2 protein-coding genes and 1 pseudogene are annotated in these 1,829 nt (G+C 59.7%); all 3 read left to right on the top strand.

The window, feature by feature from the left end; translation table 11 throughout:
• The first annotated feature begins 766 nt into the window (after window positions 1-766).
• Window positions 767-1,114, top strand: a complete 348-nt coding sequence (locus EOA27_RS41190) for a hypothetical protein (protein WP_063169239.1) — start codon at window positions 767-769, stop codon at window positions 1,112-1,114.
• A 62-nt stretch (window positions 1,115-1,176) separates the two neighbouring features.
• A pseudogene (groES, locus tag EOA27_RS34760) lies at window positions 1,177-1,470 on the top strand (co-chaperone GroES); the annotation flags it as partial.
• 65 nt (window positions 1,471-1,535) lie between these two features.
• On the top strand, window positions 1,536-1,829 hold a 294-nt coding region (locus EOA27_RS34755), incomplete at its 3' end, for a TCP-1/cpn60 chaperonin family protein (protein ID WP_281059511.1).

Genomic DNA, 1,829 nt, shown 5'->3' with positions numbered 1-1,829 from the left:
TCCTTGGAGAGAGCATGGAGACCGCTCGCCAAGTGCGGTCTGTCAGCCAAGCAGGACGCCGGGATGAAACGGCCTGCAAAGATGCTGCGCCCTTATGCCGGATCGAGATCGTGCCAGCGGGTCGGGCGCCAGAGCAGACATCCGGCATGGTGCGATCTATGAAAGCAGGGCTCGCCAGCGGGAATTTGATACGCGAGGGGGCCAAAGTAAGGCTGGATGAGAAGCCGGTGCTACCTGCAGGTCCAGTGTCATGTGGCGGCGCTCGGGAAACCGCTACGCAATGTAACGCGCTCTTATGAGGCGAACAGACCGGCCCCAAAACCGATCGACCGGTGGTCGGCGCGAAACGCGTCATGCCTGTCCGAAAGCTGACAGTGGCAGAAGACGCATGTCGGGTTCCGCACAATTGACCATGCTGGATTTGTGAGGTTTTCAGGGAGAGCCATGCGTTCACTTCCCAGTGAGCTTTGGCACGGCATTTGCTCTTGATGTGGCAACACGGATCGAAGGTTGACTGCATGCACAAGCGCGAGATGAGCAATGCTCTCCTTTCCTGGAGGCTTGGCAGCAGATTCGATTTGACGTTGCGAGGAGCTTCAGCCGCTCGCGGCGGAAGTGATCTCAAATCTGAAGGCACCGTTGGGGCCGCAGCCATCAAACACATCTTTCTCTTTTTCGCAGCTCGTCTTCAACGCGATGCGGACTTCTTCGCGTCGACGGCGGCCGAAGGTGGAGAAGGGGCTCGACTTGCAAAAAGGAGTTGTCAATGACGTCTTACGTTCGCACCAACAGCCCGGCGCAGGTGCGCTCACTGTCCACCTTTGGCAAGCATCTGCAAAGGAGCGTGCTGACGGCGACGCTGCTTGCCGCGGCTTCGACGGGAAGTGAAGCGCAGCCCTATGTTCGTGCTGACGGCAGCACGACTGACGACTTGGAAGCGGCGCGAGCAAGTTGGCGTCATGACGCCGAATTCAATGGAAATGTGGGGCTCGCAGCCATCAACGCGGATGCCGCGTATGCGTTGGGTTCCACCGGGGAGGGGGCCAGAGCTCCTCGCCTGCCCTCGTCCGTCTTGACGAGTGCCCGCTTACAGCCTACCTCACTATCGCGTTAGCACTCGTCCATCGCGAGTGCTAACAAAAACCCCTCAACAGCGCACCAGGGAAAAATCCGAAAATGGCAAAGTCGAAGTTCCGCCCGCTGCATGACCGCGTGGTCGTTCGCCGGGTCGAATCCGAATCCAAGACCGCTGGCGGGATCATCATCCCCGACACGGCAAAGGAAAAGCCGCAGGAAGGCGAGATCATCGCTGTCGGCTTCGGCGCTCGTGACGAAGCTGGCAAGCTGGTCCCGCTGGACGTCAAGGCCGGCGACCGCATCCTGTTCAGCAAGTGGTCGGGCACGGAAGTCAAGCTCAATGGCGAAGACCTTCTGATCATGAAGGAATCCGACATCATGGGCATCATCGGCTCATATCAGGCCCTTTCGTCAACTGAATTCCCGGGCTCGATTGAAGCCCCTGCCAGGAGCTAAAAATGGCTGCCAAAGACGTAAAATTCTCCCGCGATGCCCGCGAGCGCATGCTGCGCGGTGTCAACATCCTCGCTGACGCGGTGAAGGTCACGCTCGGCCCCAAGGGCCGCAACGTGGTCATCGACAAGTCGTTCGGCGCCCCGCGCATCACCAAGGACGGCGTCACCGTCGCCAAGGAAATCGAGCTTGAGGACAAGTTCGAAAACATGGGCGCGCAGATGGTCCGCGAAGTTGCTTCGAAGACCAACGACATCGCTGGCGACGGCACCACGACCGCGACCGTTCTGGCGCAGTCG

The sequence above is a fragment of the Mesorhizobium sp. M2A.F.Ca.ET.037.01.1.1 genome, assembly GCF_003998075.1.
Taxonomy (GTDB): domain Bacteria; phylum Pseudomonadota; class Alphaproteobacteria; order Rhizobiales; family Rhizobiaceae; genus Mesorhizobium.
This window is presented reverse-complemented; position numbering and strand designations above follow the sequence as displayed.